Source organism: Paraburkholderia sp. JHI2823 (genome assembly GCF_038900695.1).
Lineage (GTDB): Bacteria > Pseudomonadota > Gammaproteobacteria > Burkholderiales > Burkholderiaceae > Paraburkholderia > Paraburkholderia mimosarum.
Window position 1 is genome coordinate 34,028 of sequence record NZ_JAYMRY010000029.1, and the last position, 24,880, is coordinate 58,907.

Here is a 24,880-nt window from a genome sequence, read left to right on the forward strand (position 1 = left end):
GAGGCGCACTCGCGGCTAGCGCCCGAACGTGTAGTCGCCGGTGCGCACGCGGCGCGTTCTGCGGCGGAACATGAACGTGAAGCCGGGCCACAGCGCGGTGTTCTTGCCGGCCCGCGTGAGGTAGTAGCTGTGGCACCCCGATTGCCACACGGTGCGCGCGAAGCGCGTCTGCAGCCGCGCATTCCAGGCGCGCTGCGCCTCGGCGCGCACGTCCATCGTGCGTGCACCCGAGCGTTGCAGCGCACGGATGCAGCCCGCGATATAGGCGATGTGCGACTCGATCATGTAGATCATCGAGTTGTGCCCGAGAGCGGTGTTCGGCCCGATCACGAAGAAGAGATTCGGAAAGCCCGCGACGCTCGTGCCGAGATAGGCCTCGGGTCCGTCGCGTCGCCACATCGTGCCGAGGTCCTGGCCGCCGATGCCCGTCACCTGGAACGGCGCGTCGACATCGTTGACCTGGAAGCCGGTGCCGCACACGATCGCGTCAAAGGGGCGATGCGTGCCGTCGGCGGTGACGATGCCATCGGCGACGACTTCGCGAATTGGGCTCGTCACCAGTTCGACGTTGGCTTGCGCGAGGGCCGGGTAGTAGTCGCTCGATAGCAGCACGCGCTTGCAGCCGAATAGATAGTCGGGCGTGAGGCGCGCGCGCAGTTCGGGGTCCTTGACTTTGTGCGCGAGATAGCTGAGCGCGAACCGGGTGGGCGTCTTGAGCAGGCGCGGCTCGACCGAGAAGCCGAGCGCGCGCGATTCGTGCTGCCAGTAAATCGCGGCGCGCGCCACGCGATGCGCGAGCGGGACGTGGCGATAAATCCAGCGCCAGCGCTCGCCAATCGCCTGGTCGCGCCGCGGCATGATCCACGGCGCCGTGCGCTGGAACACCGCGAGCTGCGCCACACGCGGCTGGATCTGCGGCACGAACTGGATCGCGCTCGCGCCCGTGCCGATCACGGCGATACGCTTGCCTTCGAATGCATAGTCGTGGTCCCAGCGCGCCGAGTGAAAGAGCTTGCCCGCGAAGCGCCCGATACCCGGGACTTGCGGCAGTGCCGGGCGAGAGAGCGGGCCGTTCGCGGCGATCACGATGTCGGCTTCGATCGTCCTGAGCGCGCCGTCGCGTTCGATTTCGACCTGCCAGATGCCGTGCGCCTCGACAAAGCGCGCGGCACGCACGCGCGAGCGATATTCGATGAAGCGCTCGACGTCATACTTGTGCGCGCAATGGCGCAGGTAGTCGAGAATCTCCCGCTGCGGCGCGAAGGTGCGCGTCCACGCCGGATTGAGCTCGAATGAAAACGAGTAGAGGTGCGAAGGAATATCGCACGCGGCGCCCGGATACGCGTTGTCGCGCCAGGTGCCGCCGAGGCTCTCCGCGGCCTCATAGATCGTGAAGGAGTCGATTCCCATGCGGCGCAGCCGGATCGCCATGCCGATGCCGGAAAAGCCGCTGCCGATGATGGCGATGCGCGGCGCCGCCCCGTTGCCGAGCGCTTCAGTGACCATGTTGGCGTCCGCCATTTCGTGTGATGAGCGGTGCGACGCGTCGTATCGTGCACCGATGCAAAACGGGCTCCGCGAGGGAGCCCGTCGTTGTTTTCCGATTGCGCTTTAGCGTTGCTCCGGCGGCATGCGCCAGGAGGTCTGGGCGCTCAGGAGTTGTTCCAGTCGTCCGAGCTGTCGTTGCTGCCCATATCGACGCCACCGCCGCCCGAGCCGTCGTCCCAGTCGTTCGAGCCCTGGCCGAAGTCGAGGCCGCCGCCGCCGTTGCCGTCGCGCTGCACACGGCGGCCTTCGTCGTCGACGATCACGTCGCGCTCGATCACGCGATCGCGGCCGTGGTTGAGCGCCTCACCGAGGAGCACGCCCGTCAGCAGGCCGCCCATGCCGCCCATGCCACCGCCGCCTTGCTGGACGATGACCGGCGGCTGCTGTTGCGTCGGATATTGCGGCGGGTACTGCGGCTGACGCCCGAACGCGGCGTCGGCTTCACGCGCATAGCTCGATTCGCTGCCGTAGTTGGGCGCGGGCTGGGCAGGCTGCGCATTCGGGTCGGGCCGGCCTTCGGCGCGCGCCTTGAGGCTCGCGAACTGACGTTCGAGATCCTCGATCTCATACGGCGGCCGCGGATTCGCGCTATTCGAGAGCGTTTCGACGAGCGCGCGCAGCTGCGTTTCGAGCCCTTCGACTTCCTTCTCGAGCGCTTCGTGGCCGGGCGCAGTCGAGAGTTTCACATCGAGCTTGAGCGAGCGCACGCCGTTGAGCAACTCGGTGGCGCGCTTGAGCTGATCGCGGCGGTCGTCGCCGGCTTTCGCGTCTTCGGTGGACTTCGCGCGGCGCAGCGTCCAGCGCAGCACGAGCGCAACGCCGATCAGCACGATGGCAATACCAATCCACATGCCCATACCAGGACCTCGCTTCTGTGGTGCAGCCACCTGCTGCTGCGCGAATGGGTTGCCCGTGCTGCTCGTCGTGACGGCGCCGGCGCGCGTGGCATCGGAACGGATCTTCGCTTCGACCTGCGCGAAACGCTGCGGCTGGGTGAAGCGGATTTGCGGGTCGAGCGACTTTGCCTGTTCAACCTGGGCGAGCGCGTCGGCGTAACGTCCTTCGCGATCGAGCACCTGGCCGTACAGGTAGTGGGCGCGAGCGTTGTCCGGATGCGCCTGCAGGACTTCGGTGAGGCCCGAGTCGGCGCGTTGCCAGTCACCCTGGGACATCGCGGATTCGATCTGCTGCACGCTCGGCACGGCGAACGCAGCGCCGCCCGTCAAAGCGAGCGAAGCGAAGGCGAGAGTCGCAGCGGCAAGAAACTTTTTCATGTTGCAGGCCGGGCCGATTGAGCCCGTCTCCATGGCATTCGATACGGGGATGCGGCGCCATATGGCTTTGCTGCGTGGCGCCTGCCTGGCATTTCAGCAGCATGGCCCATGCCGCGCCGCATCCTGCACACCGGCGCTTTTTACTGCGCCGGCGTGTTCATCTGCTTCTTGAGCGCTTCGAGTCGCTCGTCCACCGAAGGGCCCTTGTTGAGCGCCGCGAGCTTTTCGTCCAGTGCCTTGCCGCTCGACTGGTCGGCCGAGTTCAGGCGAGCGTCCGAGCGCGCGTTCGAGAGCGAGACTTTGTCTTCCAGCTTCTGGAAATCGGCGTCGAGATTCTTGCCGCCGATGCCGCCCAGCGCCGTCGCCGCGACGTCCTTCGCCTGGGCGATCTGCTGCTTCGCCTGGAGGATATTGGAGCGAGAGTTCAGGTCGTTGCGCCGCTGGCGCATGTCGTCGATCTGCTGCTTCAGCTGATCGACCGACGGTTCGAGCTTCGCGAGCTCGGCCGCGAGGGCGTCGCGTTCGGCTTCGGCGGTCTGCTGCGCGCCGAGCGCTTCACGTGCCAGCGCTTCGTCGCCCGATTGCAGCGCGCGCTTCGCGCCGTCTTCGTACTTCTTCGCCTTGTCGGCGGCCACGTCGCGCTTGCTTTGCTGCGTGGCGACCTGCGCCTGGATCTCGACGAGCGAGTTCTCCGCACGGGCGATGCTGTCGTCGAGCTCACGCACGATCTGGCGCGCGTCGCGCGACGGATCCTGCACCGAATCGGCCGCGTCGTTGAGCAGGCCCTTCACGGTGCGGGTGATGGAGTCGAAAAGCGACATGAATTCCTCCAATGAAATGAGATCGGCCGTTTTCGGGCCGAGGTGCGTGCATGCGGTTGCGCTTTGCGGGGCCGGCTGGCGCGACTGATGTGATGAATCGGCGCTCCATGCACCAGCTTACGCTGCTTTGCATACGCCGCGCATGCAGCGCGCAAATCGGGGCAAGTGCCGTGATTGCAATAGCGCGATCGCGTTTTTGTGCATTCGCGCGTTCGTCGTAACGCGGATTTGCTGCGAAACATGATGCGTCGATTCGAGCAAGGCACGGCATCGACCGCGGATATTACACCACGGCCCGTCTTAAAAGGGACTTAAGGGATCGGGCGCGTGGGCGGCCCCGGTGTGCCGCGTGGCCGGGCTCAAAGCGCGCTGCCCGTGATCGCTGCGCGCGGAGAGCGTAGGTCCGGCGCGGACGCCGTCGCTGCGCGCCGGTAGCGTGGCCCCCCGCGCGGACGCCACGCGCTCAAGCGAACTTGCCGCCTTCCGGTGCGGCGTCGTCGCGGTGGGCGTCTTCGAGCGGGGCGCCCGCGTTGCGCCACGAGCGGGCGAACGGCGCCGAGCTCAGCGGTTGCAGCGGGGCGTCTTCGTGCGGTTGGGCTGCAGCGTCGGCGAGCGCCGCGCTTTGAGCGGCAGCCTCCGCTTCGGCGTTCATGCGCGCGACGGCCTGCGCGATTTCGCGTGCGGCCTGGCTCACTTCAGGCTCGTCGGTGTGAGCGGCGGGCAGGGGCGCGCCGCTCGCGAGCGGCGTTCCCTCGCGGGTGCCAGCCACGTCGTCAACGGCTGCGGCGGCGCCGCCATCTGCGAGCGCGCCATCGTATTGCGCGGCCGCGTTCGCTGGGGCCCCGCCTGGGGCCGCCGCGCGCACCGCCTGCGGCCGGATCGCCCCTGTGCGGCTCGCGCGCAGCGGTCTGGCCGCCTTTTGCAGTACCTGCGCGAGCGCGTCGGGCTGACGCGGAGCGTTCAGCCGGTCGACCAGGCTTGCGGCCTTCACCTGGTCGCTCGTGACGCTGAACGCGATCACGGCACGGCGCATGAGCTCGCTGACGCTGATGCCGAGCCCGTCGGCGGTGGCGGAGATCGCGCGCTTTTGCGCGGCCGTGACGAAGACGACAATGCGTTCGCTGGGCTTGTTCATATCGACGGACCGTTGGCTCGGCTTCGTATGACGTCGGTTCCTGCCAGCGCGATGGCTTTTCGAAAGCGTCAATGCGTGTGGGGTGCCTGGGCGCAAAACAGGGGCGTGAAGATCTTTCATCATATGACGAGAGCGCCGATGCGCAATCAGAAGCTGCGCGGGTGGGGAGACGCTTGCCGCAAGAATCTCCTGTCAAAAGCCGGCATTCGTCTAATCTGTAACTCGCCGAGTCGATCCGTTACGAAACTTTTCGCGCCTGGCGCGAGAATCCGAGCAAGACCTCGCCGGCGAACGCAAAAAATAGGGCTGGAAGGATTGTCCAGGAAACTCTTACAAAAAAAGCGCGACCCGCCGCCCGCGATTTCATTAGAATGCGCTGTTACATTTCGCGGATGGCGCCCGAACGGGCGAGTATTCGCCTGTAGCGCGCCGCAGTGCGCGCCGTGCGGCCGGACGGGGGCGTTGCCGGTCGCGCCGCGTCGCGGGCTTTGAGCCGGCGACGTCGTAGCCGCATTGGCGCCATGACGCCGTGGTCGAGATCCATGCGCGCGCGTTGCGCGCAGCCGGCGCGCGCGAGACGCGCCCATCATTCCAGTCATGCCTATCATCAAACGACCGCCTTCATCACAGTACCCGTATCAGGATCAGGATCGGGAACCCTCCCTCAACACCGGACGACCGGCGCCGCGCCGCACCCAGCCGGACGGTGACGGCTCGCGCGGCGAACCGCCGCGCCGGCGCTCGATCGGTGCTTCGATTGCGCTCTGGTTCGCCGGCCTCATCGCGACGCTGTGCGTCATCGGTGCGCTGCTGATCGGCTACGTGCTCGTCGTGATGGGACCGCAACTGCCTTCGCTCGACGCGCTCACGAACTACCAGCCCAAGGTGCCGCTGCGCATCTACACCGCCGATCACGTGCTGATCGGCGAGTTCGGCGAAGAACGGCGCCAGCTCGTGCGCTTCCAGGACATTCCGGACATCCAGAAGAAGGCGGTGCTCGCCATCGAGGACTATCGCTTCTACGAGCACGGCGGCGTGGACTTCGTCGGCATCCTGCGCGCGGGCGTGGCCGACCTCATGCACGGCGGTGCGTCGCAGGGCGCGAGCACGATCACGATGCAGGTCGCACGCAACTTCTTCCTTTCGAGCGAAAAGACCTATACGCGCAAGATCTACGAGATGCTGCTCGCCTACAAGATCGAGCGCGCGCTCACGAAAGACCAGATTCTCGAGCTATACATGAACCAGATCTATCTGGGTCAGCGCGCCTATGGTTTTTCGGCGGCGGCGCGCGTGTACTTCGGCAAGGATCTGAAGGACATCACGCTCGCGCAGGCTGCGATGCTCGCGGGTCTGCCGAAGGCGCCGTCGGCGTATAACCCGATCGTCAATCCGCACCGCGCGAAGATTCGCCAGGAGTACATCCTCAAGCGCATGCTCGCCCTCGGCTATATCACCCAGGCGCAGTACGACGAAGCGATCAAGGAACCGCTGCAGACGAAGACGGCCGGCACCGAATACAGCGTGCACGCCGAATACATCGCGGAAATGGTGCGCCAGATGATGTACGCGCAATACAAGGACGAAACGTACACGCGCGGCCTCACCGTGACGACGACGATCGATTCGGCCGACCAGGACGCCGCCTACGCGGCTGTCCGGAAGGGCGTAATGGACTACGAGCGCCGCCACGGCTATCGCGGGCCGGAGGGCTTCGTGCAGTTGCCGGCCGACGGAGACGACCGCGAGCAGGCGATCGAAGACGCGCTCACCGATCATCCGGACAACGGCGACCTCGTCTCGGCGGTCGTGATCGATGCGGGTCCGAAGTCGGTGACAGCGCAACGGCTCGACGGGACTTCGGTGACGGTAACGGGCGACGGCCTGCGCTTCGTGGCCGCCGCGCTGTCACCGCGCGCCTCGCAGGCGCTGCGCATTCGCCCGGGCTCGATCGTGCGCCTGATGACCGACGCGAAGGGCAACTGGCAGATCACGCAGCTGCCTCAGGTGGAAGGCGCGCTCGTCTCGCTCACGCCGCAGGACGGCGCGATTCGCGCGCTGATCGGCGGCTTCGACTTCAACAAGAACAAGTTCAACCACGTCACCCAGGCCTGGCGTCAGCCGGGTTCGAGCTTCAAGCCGTTCATCTACTCGGCTTCGCTCGAAAAGGGCCTCGGACCGGCGACGATCATCAACGACGCGCCGCTCTTCTTCCCGCCCAGCACGCCGGGCGGCGATGCATGGGAGCCGAAGGACGACGACCAGCCCGAAGGCCCGATGCCCATGCGCCTCGCGCTCCAGAAGTCGAAGAACCTCGTGTCGATCCGCATCCTCTCGTACATCGGCACGAAATACGCACAGGACTACGTGACGCAGCGCTTTGGCTTCGATGCGGACAAGACTCCGCCTTATCTGCCGATGGCGCTCGGCGCGGGCCTCGTCACGCCGCTGCAGTCGGCGGGCGCGTATAGCGTGTTCGCGAACGGCGGCTACCGCATCAACCCGTACCTGATCGCCGAAGTCGACGACTCGCACGGCCAGCCGGTCCTGCGCGCGCAGCCGCTCGTGGCGGCCCGCAACGCGCCGCAAACGCTCTCGCCGCGCAACGCGTACGTGATGAACAGCTTGCTGCATTCGGTGGCGACGGCGGGGACGGGGGCGGGCACCAACGTGCTGCATCGCGACGACCTGCAGGGCAAGACCGGTACGACCAACGACGCCAAGGACGGCTGGTTCGCGGGCTATCAGCGCACGCTGGTAGCCGTGGCGTGGATGGGCTACGACCAGCCGAAGAGCCTTGGCAGCCGCGAGTTCGGCGCGCAGCTCGCGCTGCCGATCTGGGTGGAGTACATGCAGCGCGCGCTGCGCGGCGTGCCCCAGGAACAGCCGGCGATGCCCGAGGGCCTCACGACGCTCAATGGCGAGCTGTACTTCTCGGACATGACGCCGGGCAACGGCTTCGTGTCGAGCATCGGGCTCGACTCGGCGAATCCGGCCGGCGCGAGCGACGCGAGCGGTGCGACCGGCACCATGGGGCCGGGCGGTATGACGCCGCCTGACGTGACCACGACAGAGAAGAAGCAGATCCTGGATCTCTTCGAGTCGAACAAGCCATAACGCGGCGACTTCACTCGCAATCAGTCAGTTTCACGAAATGAACACGGCGCGTCGGCAACGGCGCGCCGTGTTTTGTTTGGTGGACGAAATCTGCTTGCGCAGCAACGGGTTGGCCGAGCTGTCCAGGGCTTTTCCACAGGGCTGCCAACAAAATCTGTGGGTAACTCTCACGCTCACTTTTCCACAGATTTTGTTGAAGCCCCTGTTCATAACCCTGGGATATCGAAGCTAACTGCCTGACACCAAAGGCTTTGCCTGCTTGCACGCGTTCCGAAGCAGCAAGCACCTCAAAACACATTGTTGTAACGCAGTCCGATGGTTCGGCTGTGCGAATCGCGTGACCATGAGACCGCCCAGTGCGCGAGCCACGCCCCCGAGAGCGCGCCGAGCGCATCGGCGAACAGATCCTTGTACGAGAAGCCGGCCGTGGGACAGGTGCCGTTCAGGATCTGCAGTGCGAGCCCTGGAACCGTACCGATGAGCGTGCCATAGACCACGGGATGATCGGTGTCGCGCGTGAGCCAGCCGCCTGCGGCGCCGAATGGTACGGAGACCGCAAAGTGCTCCAGTTTGTCGGTGCCAGTCCAGCTATCCGATTCGAACCGGAAGCCGCTGCGTGCGGTGGAGCATTCGAGGCCAGCACGCGCCGAGGCGCTGAATATGATAAGTAGTGCGATGAAAATAATCCGGTTCGCGCGATGCGTCATGATCTGCTCCATTCGATTGCCGTGCATTGCGCCTTCTTTTGGGCTCGTGCCGCCCAGATGGCGAGACCAGACCCTCAAGTGCCGACTCAATGAAATATGTAGGAATGCGTAGTACTATGCGCCACACCGATCAGAAAAGCCTGACTTGTGGCGCAGTGTAGCAGTTCTGTCTTAATAATAAGAATCAGAAATTCCTGACAGATAAACAGAGAGACGTCCGCGCGAGAAGAGGGCTATCCGTCGAACGAGACCTGGCGAGCGGAGCGTGCTGCGTCGATCGCGTCTTCCAGTCTGTCGTTGCCCCAGAACATTTCATCGCCGACGAAGAAGGTCGGTGCGCCGAAGATGCCAAGATCGCGGGCCCTCTGCGTGCGCTCGCGCAGACGTTGCCGGTTCGCATCACTGCCGGCTTCCGCGATGAGCCGCTGTGCGTCCAGGCCCAGCGCCGTCAGCATCTGCGTGACGGCTTCCGGCGAATCGACTTCACGGTCGTCGCCATAATTGCGCGTCATCACGGTACGGCACCAGGCCGGTAGCCAGGGTTCGCCATCGGCGAGTACCGCGATGCGCGTGGCCAGCACGCTGCGGCGGGGGAATTCGCTGGGTTGTCGCCACGGCAGCGCGTACTTGCGGCATTGGCGCCGCATGTCCTGCCACACGTACGCGCCTTTCTCCTTCTGCACGACAAAGGGCGGTCCTTTCCAGCCGAGCGCCTCGAGAATCGGGCCGAGCAGGAAGGGCCGCCAGCGAACCTCCACGCCGGCGCGCCCGGCGAGCGCTTCGATGCGCATGACGCTCAAATAGCTGTAATTGCTGGCGAGGTCGAACCAGAAGTCGAGCGAAGGCGTGGGCATGGTGTCGTCTCCATCGTGGGTTGCCGGCCCATTTGGCGCGTTGCCGACCATGGTATCGCGACGCGCTCGCCGCGTTGGTCGCAGCGCAAACCGCGAGCGTTACTGGCTTTTCGCGGCGGTTTCGGCGTCGGCCGCGCGAGCGCCGCCAAGCGTCGCCGGATTGACCGGCGGATTGCCCATCGCCTGGAAGAGCGCCGCCGTATCGGAAAGCCGTGCGCCGCGATAGCGGATTTCGTCGAGTCGCGCGTTGCGCCATTGCTGCTCGCTTTGGCGCACCGCGTACCAGGGCACTGCGCCGAACTGGTAGCGCGCGTTCGTATCGTCGTACAGGGCCTGCGCGGTGCGCGCCGACGTGCTGGCCGCCTCGAGGGCCTGGGCGTCGTGATCGAGCGCGGCGAGCCGGTCGGCGACATCCTGGAACGCCGTCAGCACGGTTTGCTTGTAGGTGTCGTTGGCCGCCTCATAAGATTGCAGCGCCGCTCGCCGCTGAGCGACGAGCGCGCCGCCGTGGAAGATCGGCTGCGAGAGCGAAGCGCCGATTGCCCACAGCGCGCCCGCGCCCGAGGTGACGACGGGCCAGCTGAAACCGCCCTGGCCGAGCGCCGCCGAAAGCGTGATGCTCGGGTACATCTGCGCGGTCGCCGCGCCGACGTCGGCCGCGGCCGCCTTGAGCGCGGCTTCGGCGGCTTCGATATCGGGCCGGCTTCTCAGGAGTTCCGAGGGCACGACTACAGGAACCTGTGCGGGCAAGCTCAGGCTCGCGAGATCGAGGTCGGGCGGCGCCTGGTCGGGCGACCGGCCGATCAGCACGGCGAGGGCGTGCCGCTGCGCGATCCATTGCTGGCGCAGCCCCGGCAGGTTCGCCGCGAGCGAAGCAGCGCTCTGCTGCGCGTTGAGCACATCGGCGCGCGAGGCGGAGCCGAGCGCGTAGCGCTTTTGCATGTCGTCAGCCTGAGCATTTGCGAGCGCGATCAACTGCACGGTCGTATCGACCTGCTCGTGCAGTGTAGCCGCCCCGAGCGCGCTGGCGACGATGTTCGCCGCGAGCGCGCGGCGCGCCGCCTCGAACTGGAACGCCTGCACGTTCACGCGCGAGGCGAGCGCCGCGTTGTTCAGGCGCGTCGCGCCGAACACGTCGAACGTATATCGAACGTCGATCAAGCCAGCGAAAATCGCGTATTGCAACTGGTCGATGCCGAACTGCGGGATCGCGGGTTGCTGCTGCCGCTGGGCGATGCCGATGGCGTCGACCGTGGGCAGCAGCGAGCCGCCGATCTGGCCGCGCAATTGTTCGCGCGCGGCCTGCAGGTTGTGATCGGCGGCCGCCAGATTCGGGCTGTTGGCGAGGCCTTCGTTCACGAGCGAGTCGAGCGTGGGGGAGCCGTAAAGCGTCCACCATTGCGGCACCGGTTCGGCACCCGTCACGAACTGCTGTGAGATACCCCCGGCCACAACCGTTTGCGCCGGTTGCGCCTCTACGCCGTAGCGTTGGGGCTGCGGCATGGCAGGCGGCTCGCCGGTTGGACCCATCGCGCATGCGGCCAGCGCGAACGCGAAGCACGCGGCCAGCGAGCCGCGCGTCCGTCTGAAAAACAATGCATGCGGGCGCACCGTTGTCCACGCGCGCGACGCCGAAGTCGAAGAAACCATCTTCATGATGCCTCGTCCGGCGCGTTGCCGGTCTCGTCAGTTTCGCTGCTGCGCACCCGGAACGCCGCAGCGTAGGCCGCGGGCAAAAAGAACAGCGTGAGCACGGTCGCAATCGTGATGCCGCCCATCAGCGCGGTCGCCATCGGCCCGAAGAAGTTGGAGCGCAGGAGCGGAATCAGCGCGAGCACGGCGGCCGCCGCGGTCAGCATGATCGGCCGGAAACGGCGCACGGTCGCACCCACCACGGCGTCGAAGCGCTTGTGCCCCGCGCGGATATCGGTTTCGATCTGATCGACGAGGATCACCGAGTTGCGCATGATGATCCCGAACATCGCGATCACGCCCAGCATGGCGACGAAGCCGAAAGGCTGCCCGAACGCGAGCAGCGCGATCACGACGCCGATCAGCCCGAGCGGCGCGGTCAGCACGACCATCAGCACGCGCGTGAGGCTCTGCAGCTGGATCATGAGCAGCATGAGGACGGCAACGGCGAGCACCGGCAACTGCGCGAAGATCGACGCCTGGCCCTTCACGCTTTCCTCGACGGAGCCGCCCACCTCGATGTGGTAGCCGGGCGGCAGCGCGCGCCTGAGCGACGCCAGTTGCCGCTCGACCGCATGCGTGACGTCGATGCCTTGCGCCCCCGCGCGCACGTCGGACTGCACGGTAAGGGTGGGCTGCCGGTCGCGCGACCAGATCACGCCGTACTCCAGATCGTTGGCGAGGTGCCCGAGCGCGCCGAGCGGCACCGCTCCGTTGGGTGTGGGCATGGCGAGCGAAAGCAGGCGGGCGGGATCGACGCGCTCGTCGGCGGGCGAGCGCAGATCGACGCTGATGAGCTTGTCGCGTTCCCGAAACTGCGTGACCGTATAGCCCGAGTGGGTCATCTGCAGGAAGCTGGCGATGTCCTGCGACGAGACATTGAGCGCGCGCGCCCTTTGCTGATCGATCTGGAAGTGCAGCGAGCGCCCCGCGGGCTCGTCCCAGTCGAAGCTCACGTTGTCGGTGCGCGGGTCGTCGCGCAGCGTCGCCGCCACCTTGTTGGCGATCTCGCGCACGGTGGGGATGTCGTCGCCGCTCACGCGGAACTGCACCGGGTAGCCGACCGGCGGCCCGTTCTCGAGCCGCGAGAGGCGCGTGCGGATGGAAGGGAAGCGCTCGCGCAGCATGGGTTCGAGCCAGCTCGCGAGCTTCTCGCGGTCTTTCACCGATTTCGCTGTAATCACGAACTGCGCGAAATTGGGCTGCTCCAACTGCTGGTCGAGCGGCAGATAGAAGCGCGGCGCGCCCGTGCCGACGAAATCGATGAAATGGTCGATCTCGGGGCGGCCCTCGAGCGCCGCTTCGAGGCGCTTTGTCTGGCGCAGCGTCGCATCGATCGAGGCGCTCTCGGGCAGGCGGACATCCACGAGCAGCTCGGGCCGGTCGGAGCTCGGGAAGAACTGCTGCGGCACGAGCGTGAACGCAGCGAGCGCCGCCACGAAGAGCGCGACGGTGAGCGCGAGCACGACGAGATGACGCTCGATGCACCAGCCGATCCAGCCGCGCAGGCGCCGGTAAAAGCGCGTGTCGTAGATATCGTGCTCATGATCCTCGCCGTGGGCGGCGTGTGCCGTGTCCATGGCGTTCGGATCGCGCTTGCGCTCCGGCAGCAGCCGGTAGCCGAGCAGCGGAATCAGCACCACGGCCGCGAACCACGAAGCGATCAGCGCGATGGCGGACACCTGGAAGATCGAGCGCGTGTACTCGCCCGTGCTCGACCTCGCGAGCACGATCGGCAAGAAGCCCGAAACCGTGACGAGGGTGCCTGTGAGCATCGGGAACGCGGTGCTGGTGTACGCGAACGCGGCGGCGCGGGTGCGGTTCCAGCCCTGCGCGAGCTTCACGGCCATCATCTCGACCGAGATGATGGCGTCGTCCACGAGCAGGCCGAGCGCGAGCACGAGCGTGCCGAGCGAGACCTTGTGCAGGCCGATGCCGAAGAGGTACATCGTGAGCGCGGTGACGGCGAGCACGACGGGAATCGTGATCACGACGACCATGCCGGTGCGCACGCCCAGTGAAACGAGGCTCACGAGCAGCACGATGCCCACGGCCTCGGCCACGGCCTGGACGAAGTCGTCCACCGAGCGCGAGACCGCGTCGGGCATGCTCGATACCTCGACGAGCTTCAACCCTACAGGAAGTTGCGCGCGCAACTGCTCGACGCGCACATCGAGCGCCTTGCCGAGGCGGACGACGTCGCCGCCCGGCTGCATCGTGAGGCCAATGCCGAGCACCGGCTGGTTCTGGAAGCGCATCTGCGTGGCGAGCGGCTCGTCGTAGCCGCGCCGGATCGTGGCGATGTCGCCGAGGCGAAACGTGCGGTCGTTCACGCGGATCAGCGTATCGGCAAGCCCATGGAGATCCTCGTACTGGCCGCTCGGGCGCACGTACACGCGGTCGTCGGCGGTCGTGAGCGTGCCCGCGGGCGAGACGCTGTTCTGCGCGCCGATCACCTGGCCCAGCTGCGTGGGCGAGATGCCAAGGCGCGTGAGTTGCGTGTTCGGTATCTCGATGTAGATGCGCTGCTGCGGATCGCCGAAGTAGTCGACCTTGCCGACGTCGGGCACGCGCAGCAGTTGCTCGCGCAACTTGTCTGCGTAGTCGTGCAGTTGGGCGGGCGAGAAGCCGTCGCCCTCGAGCGCGTAGATGTTGGTGTAGACGTCGCCGAACTCGTCGTTGAAGAAGGGGCCTTGCACGCCTTGGGGCAGCGTATGGGCGACGTCGCCTACCTTCTTGCGCACCTGGTACCAGGTCTCGCGCACTTCGCTCACGGGTGCGGAGTCCTTCATCGTGAAGAACACCAGCGACTCGCCGGGCCGCGAATAGCTGCGCAGGAAGTCGATATACGGCGTTTCCTGAAGCTTGCGGCCGATACGGGTCGTCACCTGATCCTCGACCTGGCGCGACGTGGCGCCCGGCCAGAAGGTCTGGATCACCATCACGCGGAATGTGAAGGGAGGATCCTCCGACTGCCCGAGCCGCGTATAGGCGAGCGCGCCGAAGATCGTAGCGAGCGCAACGATGAAGGTGACGAGCGCCCGATGCCGCAGCGCCCACGCCGAGAGATTGAAGCGCCCCTCTTCGTGAGCGCCGCCGGGTTCGGTATGCGCGGTGGAACCGGTGGTGGAACCAGCGGCGGAGCCAGGTGCGGAGCCTTGCGCCGCGCTCATGACGCGAAGTCCTCGGGATGCAGCGGCGCGATCGGGTGCACCTGCTCGCCGGCGTGAACCGTGTGAACGCCTTGCAGCACGATAGTCTCGCCGTCCCGCAGTCCTTGCGCAACGGTGATGGTGCGCGCGTCATAGCGCGTGACGCTCACGCGCCGCAATTGCAGCACGTTGTCGGGCGCGTGCACGACCCAGACGGCCGGCGCCGCGCCGTCGTGAAAGAGGGCGGTGGACGGCACGGTAAACGCGGGCGGCCCGTTGGCCTCGCTCGGCGCCGCGAAAGCGACGTTGGCGGTCATGCCCAGTCGAACGTCGGCATCGGGATGCTCTAGCGTGAGTCTCGCGCGCCACGTGCGGCTTTGCGGGTCGGCCGCGGCCGCGAGTTCGCGCAGGCGCGCCGTGTAGTGGCGGCCGGGCAGCGCGCCGAGCGTGACCTGCGCGGCGTCGCCCGTGTGCAGCGCCGCCACGGCGCGCTCGGGCAGATCGCACACCACGTCGACATCACCTGTCCACGCGAGCTGATAGACGGGCTGGCCGGCCTGCACGTTCTGGCCGGTGTCGGCGTTTTCGGCCGTGATGACGCCGGCGTGATCGGCGACGATCCTCGTGTAGCGCAGCTGGTTGCTGGACAGCGCGAGCTGCTGTTGCGCCGCTTCGCGCTGGGCGGCAGCCGAGGCGTAAGCGTCCTGCGTTTGTTCGAGTTGCGCGCGGGCGACGAGGTTCGCCGCGGACTGCGCGATATCGCGATCGAGCTGTTGCTTCGCGAACACGAGGCGGTGCTGCGCAGCGTCGAGCTGGGCCTGCGCGCTGGCCGCGTTTTTCTCGAAGTCGGCCGGGTCGAGCCGCGCGAGCGTCTGCCCTGGCTTGACGCTGTCACCGAGGCGCACGCTGCGCTCGATGATCTTGCCGTTCACGCGAAACGAAAGCGGTGTGGCGTAGCGCGCCTGGATATCGCCGGGGTAGACGGGGCTCACACCGCCGCCGTCGGGATGCACGATCATCGTGACGACCGGGCGCGGCGGTGGCGGCGCTTCGTTGCGGTTGCCGCACGCGCCAAGCGCCGCAACGCCGAGCACGAGCAGCGCGTTGGCGGCGTGGCGCCACGGCGCATGCCGTGGCGAACTGAGTAGCGGCGAAGCGGCCACCTTGCTGGATTTACCGGGATGACTGCGCATTCTGCTCGATGCGCCACAACCGCAACGATTCACTTGGACCTCGATACGCCTTGCGCGCACGCAGACAGCAAAACCAGCCTGCCGATTGCGCCGCCGTTGAGCCGGGGGTGCGGCGCGCTCGTGCCGCACCCGGACCTGGGATGACAAGCCGAATTCTAATACAACCTTGTATCTGAATGCGTTACTGAATCCGAGGAAGGTTTCGGTGCTAGACTCCCCCACGACACATCACGAAGCCCTCGCCATGACGCGCATCCGACTCACCCGTGAACAAAGCCGCGACCAGACGCGCGAGCGCCTGCTAGATGCCGCGCAGGGCCTGTTCATGAAAAAAGGATTCGTAGGAACGAGCGTGGAGGACATCGCGCTCGCGGCGGGGTACACGCGCGGCGCGTTTTATTCGAACTTTTCCGGCAAGGCCGATCTGCTCGTGGAATTGCTGCGGCGCGATCACGATGCCATGCAGACGGACCTGCGGGGCATCTTCGAGTCCGAGGCCTCCCGCGAGCAGATGGAGGCGCGCGTGCTCACCTATTACAGCCGCATGCCACAGGACAACAAGGCCTTCCTGCTGTGGGTGGAAGCCAAGCTGCTGGCCGCTCGCGACCCGCGCTTTCGCGTGCGCTTCAACGCCTTCATGAAGGAAAAGCGCGAGAGTCTTGCCGCGTACATCGAGGAGTTTTCGGCGCGCGCGGGCACGCCCGTGCCCCTCGATCCGGAGTTGCTCGCGGTGGGGCTGATCGGCCTCTGCGACGGGGTGCAATTCCTTGCGACAGCTGATCCGCAGCACGTCACGCCGCCCGTAGCCGAAGCTGTACTGGCGAAGTTTTTCGCGCGGGTGGTATTCGGTCGCGATGCGTGAGCAAAGAACCTGCTCGACGTGCACGACTCAGACGCCGAGGCCAGGGCCGTAGTTGCTGCCGATCAGCCGCGTGACGGACGCGACGTCCTGGTAATCCTGCTCGGGCATGCCGTCGAGGATGGCGAGCACTTCGTTGCTCGCGCCGGCCGTGCGCGCGGCATCGACGAGTTCGTCCTTGTTGGCGGGCCAGCGCACTTCGCGCAGCACGTCGGCGAATTGAAGATCGATCGGTTCGTCGGGAATGCGGGAGGCTGGCATGCGTGGCATCCTTTGCGCGGGCTCCGGCTTGCGCGGTCCGCGTCGTTGTCTCGTTCGTTGTTCGGATTGTTTGGCTTATTCGGCTTGTTCGTCGCTCGTCCGGAGCGTGTCCGGAACCTCTGCGGGATTGGCAGCGCGCGGCGCTCGCGCTCCGGGTCAAGCATACACAATCTACCTCACACGCCGTCGCGACGCGCGCACGCGCCGCTCGTTTGCCGCTGCGCCGCGCTCGCTGGCAACCGGTGCGCCAGCCGCGCGCCGGAGAGGCTCAGGTGTGTTCATGCAGGTCCGGGCTCAGCGTCTTGTCGAGACGGCGTGATTTGGGCAGCGTGAGGTATTCCCAGTGCTGTCGACCGTTTGCGGTAACGGGTACGTCGGGGGCGGGGGGCGCCACAGGGGCGTCGTAGGCGTGGGACTGTCCAGTCGGTAGCGGTATGTGCGCGCTGACCTGGCCGACCGGGGACTCCTGCGCGGTGCGTACCGGAGCGGCGAAACACGACGCCGACAACAGCACGGTGGTCATCAGTGTCGAGGTTTTCATCGCTCGACCTCCTTTCTCATGCGGCCCACAGGTCGCAGCAAGCGCCGTACCGCGTCCGCCAGCCGTGGCGGCGGCGCAGGCAGCCGCGCCGACCGGGACGGCCGGCGCGCCGCGACGCCCGGCGCAAGTAGCCGCATGGACGGCTCATCTGCGCGAGGCGCATACGGAAATACCATAATGGCAGGAAATGCGCCGGCGCGTCTCGAACGCGTGTGCTTTTTGTGGCCGGCGGCGGGTCGAGGCAAGCTCAAAGAAGCGGCGGGCGCAGCGCTTCGAAGCGCGTCCAGGGCCACGACGGGCGATCGCGCATATAGCCGTTGAGCCAGTTCCATTGCGGATGGCGCTGCATGAATGCCTGGGCGTCGAACGGGCGGCCGCACGGATGGCCCCAGCGTGCCCAGAACGCGAGATCGCGCGCCATTTCGCTGTCGACCACCTTGCCGTCGTTGGCGCCCCACGGGTTGAACGGTCCGTGGTCCGCGCCGCCAAAGCGCGCGTCGTCGAGTTCGAGGTGACCGCAGATCGTGCGCGAGCACGGGTTGTCGCTGCGCTCGAGGTAGACGTCGTGGTGATCGGCGATCATGGCCTTGGCGAGTTCGGCGTCGATCGCGCCGTGGTGCTCCTCGGCGAGCTGCATGAAGCGCAGGCGGCGCGCGCCGTTACGGCGCACGTCGATGTAGTCGTCGGCCTCGCCGGTGCATTCCTGGTTGCGGATCTTGAGGTCCGTCGCCGCATTGAAGCCGCTATAGAAGCCGTCTTTCGTGCTTTCGAATCCGGCGTGCTGCAAGCCCAGTTCATAACGCGCAATCTCGCCCGTCTTGGTGTCGCCGATCAGCCAGCTGTTCACATAGCCCGCGTTGTTCGCCTGCGCGAACATCTCGCACCACTCGCCAATGCTCGACGCATACTGTGTCGCCCGCCGCGAGCGGTAGAACTCGGGGGCGCCGTTCGCGCGATAGCCGACGAAGTTCGAGATGGTCGTCTCCGTCACCATCAGGCCGGCGCTGTTGATCCAGAAGTCGGTGAGGCTCGATATGCAGCCGGGCAGGCCCTGCATGAGGATGCGGTGCCCCGTGTCGGGCACGATATCGAACACGATGTTGAAGGCGTCGCCGGCCGCGTAGCGGTCCCACGAGTTGTGCGCCATCACGATGCGGCCGTCGCGCGTCGCGCTGCCCGTGGCGATGAACGCACTGCAGTGGTGGCCGCGCCGCCCGCGCCACGGACGCACGCCGGGCTGTCCATGCTGCGCTGCAGAATGGACCGGCCACCAGCTCTGCAGCAGATCCATGTAGCCATTCCAGGCGAGCACTTCGGCGAACTTGAGTCCGGCGCCATCGGCGATGCCCTGGATTTCGTCGGCGAATTCGGTGTCGAGGCGCGGCGCGAACTGCACGACCGCTGCGTTGATGAACGTGTCGAAGTCCTCGCCGGTGTCCCACTTCGCGAGGTAGCGCGCCGTGCGGATCGCATTGCGGATCTCGTTCGCGAGCAATTTGCCGTGCTGCTCGCCCCGGTCGTAGGGCTCGCCCTGCAGGTGCACGAATATCCAGCCCGCATGGTCGCGGCGTACGGCTTCGAGTGAGGGTTCGCTCATCTTCGCTCCGGTCATCCCCGCGTCGATTTTCACGGCCTCTGGCGCACGTGTCCGTACGCGCACGCACGGCGCGCGCCGCGCCGCGCGTTTCCCTCTGAATTCTAGAAAATCCGCCGCGCTTTGCCACGCCACTCGCGTGGCTAGCGCTCGGCGTTCATGCGCTGATAGGCGTCGAGCAGCGAGGTCTTGTACACCACGCCCGCGAGCGTCGGGTCGCGCGTGCTCTCGACCACGGGCAGGCGTTCGCCCTGGAAGGACATGAAGTGCTGCAGGCCGACGGCGAGCGGCATGTCGGGCGTGAGCACGTCGAACGTCGCCTTCACGTAGTCGCGGGCGCGCTTGTCCGTGGTGTCGCGCTTTTGCAGCAGGTCCGAGGTGATGTCGGCCAGCGCGACCGCGCCGAGAAAGCGCCCCGTCTCATCGGTCACGTACAGGTACTTCACCGGGTATTCGAGGAACACGCGCGTCATGTCCTGCACCGTCGCGTCTGCGCGCACGACCGTTTGCGCGGGGCGCACGAGCTCGCGCATCTGCGTCATGCGCAAGCGCATGCGCTCGGCTTCCTCGCGATTGCGATGGAGCGTGATCTCGTACATCGACGCCTTGCCGGTCGCGCGCGCGACGAAATACGCCACCACGCACGAGAGCATGAGCGGCAGCACCACCTGATAGCTCAACGTCATCTCGAAGATCATCAGGATCGCCATGAGCGGCGCCTGGGTGGCGCCCGCGAGGAACGCGCCCATGCCCACCATCGCATAGGCGTACGAAGCGGAGGTGCCGTCGGGCCAGAGCGCGTGCATGCCCTGGCCGAACAGGCAGCCGAGCACGGCGCCCACGAAGAGCGTAGGCGTGAACACGCCGCCCACGGCGCCGGAGCCGACCGTCGCGGCAGTGGCGACGAGCTTGAAAACGAGTACCGTGGCGAGCGCGGTCCAGGTCCAGGGCGAGTGCAGGATGGAGTTCACGACGCTATAGCCGTTGCCCCACACCTCGGGCGTCCATACGGAGAGAATGCCGACCACGAGGCCGCCGAGCGCGAGCCTCACGGGCAGCGGCGCGTGGATGCGGCCGAAGCCTTTCTTCGCCGTGTCCAGCATCACGAGGAACTGCGGGGCGAGCGCCCCGCAGAGCAGGCCGAGCGCCACGAAGAGCAGCACCTCGACACCGGTCACCGCCGGAAACACCGGCATTTCATACGGCGGCTTGTAGCCCGCGAACTCGCGCATCGTGATGTTGGCGACCACGGAGGCGACCACGATCGGCCCGAAGCTCTCCATGACGATGGCGCCGAGCACGATCTCGGTCACGAAGAAAGCACCCGCGATGGGCGCGTTGTACGCCGATGTGATACCGGCCGCCGCGCCGCACGCGACGAGCAGGCGCAGCCGCGACGGATCGAAGTGGACCCAGCGGCCGACCAGCGAGGCGGCGAGCGCGGCGAGCTGCACCATCGGGCCTTCACGGCCGATCGAGCCGCCGCTCGCGATCGTGAAGAGCGACGAGAGGCTGCGCCAGATGCTCTTGCCGACCGGCATCACACCGTCGCCGATCGCCACGGCCTCGATGTAGTCGGTGTGCAGCGGCTTTTGGCCGTTGCCGGGCGACTCGCGTCTTGCGACGACCAGCAGGCAGCCGGCGATGAAACCGCCCACGGCGGGCATCCAGATGCGATGGTGCCACGGCAGCTGCCGCGCCATTTCGACGAGGCCGCCTTCCATGCCCGTGAAGAGCCTCTGCACATACGCGATGCCTTCGCGAAAGATCACGGTCGCAAACGCGCCCGCCATGCCGACGATGACCGACCAGATGAGCATCGTGTGGGCGTCGGACAGGCGAAAAAGATCGCGGGCGCGGGTGCGCAGTTTCAGGAGGAATGACAGCACGGCGGGCGGGCCAGGTAACAGGTGAAAGAAAGCCGCGCGTGCGCAGGGCTCGTGATGCAGCGCGCGCGGCGGCAAGAATAACAGGCGCGCCGCGACAACGGCGCGGCGCGTGCGCTATTACGAGCACGAGCGGCTGCGCTCGTATCCCACGGTGCGCGCGCATTCAGCGCGCGGCGCGGTCGAGTTCGGGGTAGTGCCGGAAGATGCCGGTTTCGTTGAACGGCAGCCGCCGCTCCGAGGCGAGATAGGCGGCGATATGCGGGCGTTCGGCCACGGCGTCGCGCAGCGCGACGACATGCGGATAGTGGTCCGCGAAATGCTTCGTCGCTTTCGGGAACGCGTAGCGCAGCCCCTCGACGATCTGAAACATCGAGAGATCGACGTAGCTGAGCGCGTTGCCCACCATGTGGCGCGGGCCATCCGGATTCTGCGCGAGCACGCGCTCGAAATAGCGCATGAATTTCGGCATGCGATGCGCGATGAAATCCGCCGCTCGCGCCTTCGCGGCGTCCTTCTGGTCCTCGTAGTAGAGGCCGCTCGCGATCGGGTGATGCGTGTCGTGCACCTCGGTCACGAGGTCGGCGATCGTGAGCTGCAGGCCATTGGCGACGATGCGCAAGCCCTCGTCGCGCGGCGCGAGCTTGAGCTTCGGGCCGAGGTAGAAAAGGATGTTGGCCGTTTGCGGGACGATGAGGTCGCCGTCCTTGAGAAAGGGCGGCGCGTAGGGCGGGTATGGCCCGCTGCTCTCCAGCTCGCTCATCATCGCGCCGATACCCAGGCCGTCCTCCTTCTCGCCGCGCGCGACGTCCACATACGGCGCTTGTGCCTCTTCCAGCGCGAGCCGCACGAATTCGCCCCGGCCCTGCAGGCCGTCCCAGTAATAGAGCTCGTATGCCATCGGTCGTCCCCTTGCTTCGATTGCCGTGCTTTTCACGGGCTGCGCAGCGGTTGCACGCCGGGCGCACAGCCGCGCACAGTATCGCTCGCAACCGTTGCGCCTGGTTTGCGCGTGACGCGCGTTCGGCACCTGGCCCAATGCGGACGTACGTAGAAACGCAAAATGCCCCGTGGCAGACGGGGCGAGCGGCCGGAAGCACCGGCGCATAGGGGTTCGGGCGGGGCGGCGGAGGGCGCTGCGCCGCCCATCGGCGCGCGGTCATCCGAACAGGCGTTGCACGCCCCAGGTGATCGCGAGACCACCGCCGACCAGCCAGAGGTAGATGATGAAACCGGCGGTCAGCGCCCGCGGGCCGGCCTGGCGGATCTGCGAGACGCGCGTCTCGATGCCGAGGGCCGTCATCGCCATGGTGAGCGCGAAGGTGTCGAGCGTATTGATCGCGTGGGTGGCCGATTCGGGCAGCACGTGGAGCGAATTCACGATCACGAGCGCGAGGAAGCCGAGCGCGAACCAGGGCACCGCGAGCTTGCGCGCGCCGCCGTGGGCGGCGTGGTCGCCGGCTTGCGCCTTGCTGCGCGCCGCGCGGTTGAGCCACACGCCGAGCACGAGCAGCACCGGCACGAGCAGCATCACGCGCGTCATCTTGACGATGGTGGCGATGTGGGTGGCTTCCGGGCTCACGTTGCTCGCCGCGCCGACGACCTGGGCGACTTCGTGAATCGTGCCGCCGAAGAAGAGCCCGGCGCCGAGCGTATCCAGATGGAGCCAACCCGCGCGGAACAGCAACGGGTAGAGGAACATCGAAAGCGTGCCGAACAGCACGACGGTGCCCACGGCCACGGCGCTCTTGTGCGGCTTGGACTGGAGCGTGGATTCGAACGCAAGCACGGCCGCCGCGCCGCAGATCGCGCTGCCCGCCGCCGTGAGGATGGCGGTGTCGCGGTCGAGTTTCAGAAGCTTCATGCCGACCCAGGTGCCGATGACGAGCGTGCTCACGACGATCACCGCCGATTCGACGAGCCCCGGCACGCCCACCTGGGCGATTTCCTGAAGGCTCACGCGCAGGCCGAAGAACGCCACCGCGATGCGCAGCAGCTTGCGTGCGGAGAAGTTCACGCCGGCGGCCCAGCTTTCTGGCAGGCCATCGCGCAGCGCGTTGCCGTAGATCGCGCCCGCGACGATGCCGACGATCAGTGGGCTCATGCCGAGCCCGGCGATGGCGGGGAGCGATGCAATGCTGGTGACGGCCGCCGCGAAGAGCGCGACGAACAGCACGCCGTTGAGTTGCCCGCGTGTGGACGGCAACGAATGCGCAAAAGTGGGGGAAGACATGGCGGCCTCGACAAATGGGGTAGCGAACCGGTCGCTATCGAATGGCCTAATCCTAATTTAGGTATATCGATATGAAAAATCGTCATTTGTGAAGTAATATATAGGTCAACACGATGATTCACCGCGATGACCCCGGAACAACTGATAACTTTCGCTGCTGTCGCCGAGCACCTCAACATCAGTCGCGCGGCGCTGGCGCTGCATTTGTCGCAGCCGGCCGTATCAGGCCAGTTGCGGCTCTTGCAGGAGGAGATCGGGGAGCCGCTCTACCAGCGCGACGGCCGCGGCGTGCGCCTGACACCCACGGGGGCGCAACTCGCGGGCTATGCGGCCCGCTTGCGCGACACGTGGCGCGACGCGCTTGCTTACCGCGACGCGCTGCGGGGCCTCGAGCGCGGCACGCTGCGCATCGGCGCGACCACCACGCCCGCGAGCTACCGGCTCCCCTACCTCGTCGCGCAATTCCACGCGCACTATCCGCACGTCAAGCTCGAAACTTCGAGCGGCAACACGAGCGACGTGGTGAGCATGCTCGGCGCAGTCGATATCGCGCTGATCGAAGGGCCGGTGGGCGAGCAGTTGCCGCCCGACACGGCTGTGCATCCGTGGCTCGAAGACGAGATCGTCGCTATCGTGCCCCGCTCGCACGCGCTGGCGTCGCAGCAGGCGGACGCGCAAGGCGAGCCCGGCGTACCGATGCCGTCGATCACCGTGGAAGCGCTCGCCGAGTGGCCGCTGGTCTTGCGTGAAGACGGCTCGGGCGTGCGCCAGGTGGTCGAGCGCGCGTTCGCGCGAGTGGGGGTGCCCATGCGCGTGGCGCTGGAGATCGCTGGCGTGGAGGGCGTGAAGGAGGCCGTGCGGGCGGGCATGGGCATCGGCTTCGTCTCCGCGATGTCGATGCGCCATGAGGACGGCGCCTTGCGGCAAATCCGTCTTGGCCCCGAACCGCTTGCACGGCGGTTCTCGATCCTCGTGCCGCATGCGGGCGCGGCTTCGCGCGTCGCGCAGCGCTTTCTCGAGCTGTGTCTCGCCGATATCCCCGGGGTGCCGTCCGCCTGACCCAGGGCAATCCAGAATGGCGCGCTCAACGGCCAGCGCGCACTATCCGACGAAATCACCCGGCGCGCAGGCGCTTTTTTTCGGACTGGGTTTGGAACCGGTTCCAAGAAAGCGGCGCGCCGAAAGCAGGCAGAGGAACAGGGCAATGGCGGAAGTGGCAATCGTGGCGAGCGCGTTCGGCGCGCAGGCAATCTGGCGCGACGGGCATGCGGCGTGGAGCCGGACGGCGCGGCGCGCGGGCGCGCAGGCCTTCGAGGTGCGCCGCGAGTTGATGGACGATGCGCAAGTGCAGCCCGAAGCGCTGCGCGCGCTCGGTCTCGCGCTTGCGGGCGAGGGTTTGTGGCGCGTCTGGTCCACGCCGGACTCGCTCTATGGCGAGGACGGTGCGCTCGACGAAGCGGCGCTCAGCGCGGCGGTCGCTGCGGGCCGCGCGCTCGGGGCGCGTTTCGTCAAGCTGCAACTGGGTGGTTTCTCCGGCGATGCTCACGCGGCGCGCCTCGCGGCTCTGCTCGAACAGCTCGGCGCGCGTACCGGTGAAGCGGGCGACGGCCCTCGTGTCGTCGTCGAGAACGGCCAGCTCGAGCAGGGCGGCAAGCTCGCCCAGTTCATCGATCTCTTCAACGCGTTGCGCGACGGCGGCGCGGGCGGCGTGATCGCGATGACGTTCGATATCGGCAACTGGCAATGGCCGGGCGAGCCGCCGCTGCTCGCGGCCGCGGCGCTCGCGCCGCACGTCGAGTACATCCACTGCAAGGCCGTGGCGGGCGAGGGCGCGCGCCGTTTCGTCACCGCACCAGCCGACGACGACCCCCTGTGCCGCGCCGCCCTGGCGTTGCTGCCCGGCCACGTGCCGCGCGGCATCGAATTCCCGTTCGACCCTGCGCGCGTTGCCGACGCCGCCGCCCACTACGTCGAGTGGCTCGCCGCCGCTTGAGCGAAGCGCACCGCCAACGT

20 protein-coding genes are annotated in these 24,880 nt (G+C 66.9%); 4 read left to right on the plus strand and 16 right to left on the minus strand.

Annotated elements, in window-relative coordinates:
• Window positions 1-15: 15 nt before the first annotated feature.
• The 4 genes from VSR34_RS26185 to VSR34_RS26200 all read right to left on the minus strand — a co-directional run bounded on the left by VSR34_RS26185 (window position 16) and on the right by VSR34_RS26200 (window position 4,778).
• The gene (locus tag VSR34_RS26185; RefSeq protein ID WP_028211485.1) at window positions 16-1,506 is read right to left on the minus strand and encodes an NAD(P)/FAD-dependent oxidoreductase; all 1,491 of its coding nucleotides are present in this window, start codon (window positions 1,504-1,506) and stop codon (window positions 16-18) included.
• A 146-nt stretch (window positions 1,507-1,652) separates the two neighbouring features.
• A complete protein-coding gene (locus VSR34_RS26190) occupies window positions 1,653-2,822 on the minus strand; it encodes a tetratricopeptide repeat protein (RefSeq protein WP_342963988.1) in 1,170 nt (389 codons plus the stop codon).
• 140 nt (window positions 2,823-2,962) lie between these two features.
• Window positions 2,963-3,643, minus strand: coding sequence for a PspA/IM30 family protein (locus tag VSR34_RS26195; RefSeq protein ID WP_342963989.1), 681 nt, complete (start codon window positions 3,641-3,643; stop codon window positions 2,963-2,965).
• 463 nt (window positions 3,644-4,106) lie between these two features.
• The gene (locus VSR34_RS26200) at window positions 4,107-4,778 is read right to left on the minus strand and encodes a hypothetical protein (RefSeq protein ID WP_081723435.1); all 672 of its coding nucleotides are present in this window, start codon (window positions 4,776-4,778) and stop codon (window positions 4,107-4,109) included.
• Between the two features lie 597 nt (window positions 4,779-5,375).
• On the opposite strand from VSR34_RS26200, the gene VSR34_RS26205 reads away from it, so the two are divergent.
• Window positions 5,376-7,895 (plus strand): penicillin-binding protein 1A, encoded by a 2,520-nt coding sequence (locus tag VSR34_RS26205; protein WP_028211488.1) that lies wholly within the window; start codon window positions 5,376-5,378, stop codon window positions 7,893-7,895.
• Window positions 7,896-7,905: 10 nt separating this feature from the next.
• Here the strand turns inward: VSR34_RS26205 and VSR34_RS26210 are convergent, their stop codons facing one another.
• From VSR34_RS26210 to VSR34_RS26235, 6 genes are all read right to left on the minus strand, one after another.
• The gene (locus VSR34_RS26210) at window positions 7,906-8,181 is read right to left on the minus strand and encodes a hypothetical protein (protein WP_156123872.1); all 276 of its coding nucleotides are present in this window, start codon (window positions 8,179-8,181) and stop codon (window positions 7,906-7,908) included.
• A gap of 1 nt (window position 8,182) precedes the next feature.
• Window positions 8,183-8,629, minus strand: coding sequence for a hypothetical protein (locus VSR34_RS26215; RefSeq protein ID WP_342963990.1), 447 nt, complete (start codon window positions 8,627-8,629; stop codon window positions 8,183-8,185).
• A 206-nt stretch (window positions 8,630-8,835) separates the two neighbouring features.
• Complete coding sequence (locus VSR34_RS26220) at window positions 8,836-9,456, minus strand: 2-hydroxychromene-2-carboxylate isomerase (RefSeq protein WP_342963991.1); 621 nt, start codon at window positions 9,454-9,456, stop codon at window positions 8,836-8,838.
• A 99-nt stretch (window positions 9,457-9,555) separates the two neighbouring features.
• Window positions 9,556-11,106 (minus strand): efflux transporter outer membrane subunit, encoded by a 1,551-nt coding sequence (locus tag VSR34_RS26225; RefSeq protein ID WP_342964010.1) that lies wholly within the window; start codon window positions 11,104-11,106, stop codon window positions 9,556-9,558.
• Window positions 11,107-11,108: 2 nt separating this feature from the next.
• Window positions 11,109-14,321, minus strand: coding sequence for an efflux RND transporter permease subunit (locus VSR34_RS26230; protein WP_342963992.1), 3,213 nt, complete (start codon window positions 14,319-14,321; stop codon window positions 11,109-11,111).
• Window positions 14,318-15,493, minus strand: coding sequence for an efflux RND transporter periplasmic adaptor subunit (locus VSR34_RS26235; RefSeq protein ID WP_342963993.1), 1,176 nt, complete (start codon window positions 15,491-15,493; stop codon window positions 14,318-14,320). The genes VSR34_RS26230 and VSR34_RS26235 overlap by 4 nt, the downstream gene beginning before the upstream one ends.
• A gap of 244 nt (window positions 15,494-15,737) precedes the next feature.
• Between VSR34_RS26235 and VSR34_RS26240 the strand changes: the two genes are divergently transcribed.
• Window positions 15,738-16,355, plus strand: coding sequence for a TetR/AcrR family transcriptional regulator (locus tag VSR34_RS26240; protein ID WP_028211492.1), 618 nt, complete (start codon window positions 15,738-15,740; stop codon window positions 16,353-16,355).
• A 27-nt stretch (window positions 16,356-16,382) separates the two neighbouring features.
• Here VSR34_RS26240 and VSR34_RS26245 read toward each other — a convergent pair whose 3' ends face one another.
• The 6 genes from VSR34_RS26245 to VSR34_RS26270 all read right to left on the minus strand — a co-directional run bounded on the left by VSR34_RS26245 (window position 16,383) and on the right by VSR34_RS26270 (window position 22,867).
• Window positions 16,383-16,613, minus strand: coding sequence for a DUF2795 domain-containing protein (locus VSR34_RS26245; protein ID WP_028211493.1), 231 nt, complete (start codon window positions 16,611-16,613; stop codon window positions 16,383-16,385).
• A gap of 268 nt (window positions 16,614-16,881) precedes the next feature.
• Window positions 16,882-17,154 (minus strand): hypothetical protein, encoded by a 273-nt coding sequence (locus VSR34_RS26250; RefSeq protein WP_028211494.1) that lies wholly within the window; start codon window positions 17,152-17,154, stop codon window positions 16,882-16,884.
• Between the two features lie 247 nt (window positions 17,155-17,401).
• Window positions 17,402-18,751 carry a C45 family peptidase gene (locus tag VSR34_RS26255; RefSeq protein WP_342963994.1) on the minus strand — a complete coding sequence of 450 codons (1,350 nt, stop codon included), beginning with the start codon at window positions 18,749-18,751 and terminating at the stop codon, window positions 17,402-17,404.
• A 140-nt stretch (window positions 18,752-18,891) separates the two neighbouring features.
• Window positions 18,892-20,637 (minus strand): ClcB-like voltage-gated chloride channel protein, encoded by a 1,746-nt coding sequence (locus VSR34_RS26260; RefSeq protein WP_028211496.1) that lies wholly within the window; start codon window positions 20,635-20,637, stop codon window positions 18,892-18,894.
• A gap of 163 nt (window positions 20,638-20,800) precedes the next feature.
• Window positions 20,801-21,535 carry a glutathione S-transferase gene (locus tag VSR34_RS26265; protein WP_028231277.1) on the minus strand — a complete coding sequence of 245 codons (735 nt, stop codon included), beginning with the start codon at window positions 21,533-21,535 and terminating at the stop codon, window positions 20,801-20,803.
• A 258-nt stretch (window positions 21,536-21,793) separates the two neighbouring features.
• Window positions 21,794-22,867 carry a YeiH family protein gene (locus tag VSR34_RS26270; RefSeq protein WP_028211498.1) on the minus strand — a complete coding sequence of 358 codons (1,074 nt, stop codon included), beginning with the start codon at window positions 22,865-22,867 and terminating at the stop codon, window positions 21,794-21,796.
• 126 nt (window positions 22,868-22,993) lie between these two features.
• Between VSR34_RS26270 and VSR34_RS26275 the strand changes: the two genes are divergently transcribed.
• Both VSR34_RS26275 and VSR34_RS26280 read left to right on the plus strand, forming a co-directional pair.
• Complete coding sequence (locus VSR34_RS26275) at window positions 22,994-23,926, plus strand: LysR substrate-binding domain-containing protein (RefSeq protein ID WP_028231278.1); 933 nt, start codon at window positions 22,994-22,996, stop codon at window positions 23,924-23,926.
• A gap of 145 nt (window positions 23,927-24,071) precedes the next feature.
• Window positions 24,072-24,860, plus strand: a complete 789-nt coding sequence (locus VSR34_RS26280; protein ID WP_028211500.1) for a TIM barrel protein — start codon at window positions 24,072-24,074, stop codon at window positions 24,858-24,860.
• Window positions 24,861-24,880: the final 20 nt, after the last annotated feature.

Coding starts and splice junctions, on each gene's coding strand:
- VSR34_RS26185 (WP_028211485.1), bottom strand. CDS start 1,506: ATGGTCACTGAAGCGCTCGGCAACGGGGCGGCGCCGCGCATCGCCATC.
- VSR34_RS26190 (WP_342963988.1), bottom strand. CDS start 2,822: ATGAAAAAGTTTCTTGCCGCTGCGACTCTCGCCTTCGCTTCGCTCGCT.
- VSR34_RS26195 (WP_342963989.1), bottom strand. CDS start 3,643: ATGTCGCTTTTCGACTCCATCACCCGCACCGTGAAGGGCCTGCTCAAC.
- VSR34_RS26200 (WP_081723435.1), bottom strand. CDS start 4,778: ATGAACAAGCCCAGCGAACGCATTGTCGTCTTCGTCACGGCCGCGCAA.
- VSR34_RS26205 (WP_028211488.1), top strand. CDS start 5,376: ATGCCTATCATCAAACGACCGCCTTCATCACAGTACCCGTATCAGGAT.
- VSR34_RS26215 (WP_342963990.1), bottom strand. CDS start 8,629: ATGCACGGCAATCGAATGGAGCAGATCATGACGCATCGCGCGAACCGG.
- VSR34_RS26220 (WP_342963991.1), bottom strand. CDS start 9,456: ATGCCCACGCCTTCGCTCGACTTCTGGTTCGACCTCGCCAGCAATTAC.
- VSR34_RS26225 (WP_342964010.1), bottom strand. CDS start 11,106: ATGGTTTCTTCGACTTCGGCGTCGCGCGCGTGGACAACGGTGCGCCCG.
- VSR34_RS26230 (WP_342963992.1), bottom strand. CDS start 14,321: ATGAGCGCGGCGCAAGGCTCCGCACCTGGCTCCGCCGCTGGTTCCACC.
- VSR34_RS26235 (WP_342963993.1), bottom strand. CDS start 15,493: ATGCGCAGTCATCCCGGTAAATCCAGCAAGGTGGCCGCTTCGCCGCTA.
- VSR34_RS26240 (WP_028211492.1), top strand. CDS start 15,738: ATGACGCGCATCCGACTCACCCGTGAACAAAGCCGCGACCAGACGCGC.
- VSR34_RS26245 (WP_028211493.1), bottom strand. CDS start 16,613: ATGCCAGCCTCCCGCATTCCCGACGAACCGATCGATCTTCAATTCGCC.
- VSR34_RS26250 (WP_028211494.1), bottom strand. CDS start 17,154: ATGAAAACCTCGACACTGATGACCACCGTGCTGTTGTCGGCGTCGTGT.
- VSR34_RS26255 (WP_342963994.1), bottom strand. CDS start 18,751: ATGAGCGAACCCTCACTCGAAGCCGTACGCCGCGACCATGCGGGCTGG.
- VSR34_RS26265 (WP_028231277.1), bottom strand. CDS start 21,535: ATGGCATACGAGCTCTATTACTGGGACGGCCTGCAGGGCCGGGGCGAA.
- VSR34_RS26270 (WP_028211498.1), bottom strand. CDS start 22,867: ATGTCTTCCCCCACTTTTGCGCATTCGTTGCCGTCCACACGCGGGCAA.
- VSR34_RS26275 (WP_028231278.1), top strand. CDS start 22,994: ATGACCCCGGAACAACTGATAACTTTCGCTGCTGTCGCCGAGCACCTC.
- VSR34_RS26280 (WP_028211500.1), top strand. CDS start 24,072: ATGGCGGAAGTGGCAATCGTGGCGAGCGCGTTCGGCGCGCAGGCAATC.